The 230-nt window shown below is 69.1% G+C and carries 1 protein-coding gene; it reads left to right on the forward strand.

All coding sequences use genetic code 11. From position 1 onward, the window contains the following. A partial coding sequence (locus tag MLGJGCBP_RS44650; RefSeq protein WP_160104017.1) for a DUF4193 family protein occupies window positions 1-126 on the forward strand: 126 nt, incomplete at its 5' end. Window positions 127-230 lie beyond the last annotated feature (104 nt).

Below are 230 nucleotides of genomic sequence, written 5' to 3' on the forward strand. Positions count from 1 at the left end.
GAGGAACTGACCGTCCGCGTCCTCCCGAAGCAGGCGGACGAATTCACCTGCACCAGTTGCTTCCTGGTCCACCACCGCAGCCGACTCGCCGACCCCGGGCAGCTGATCTGCCGGGACTGCACCTAACCGAACACCCAGGCCGCGCCGGTACCTCGGACCCCTCCGGGCTTCTCACCCCACAACGGAACCGCACATCCCGACATCACCGCAGGGCGCGACCCGTCCGCGGG

The sequence above is a fragment of the Rhodococcus sp. T7 genome, assembly GCF_009872365.1.
GTDB lineage: Bacteria > Actinomycetota > Actinomycetes > Mycobacteriales > Mycobacteriaceae > Rhodococcus_F.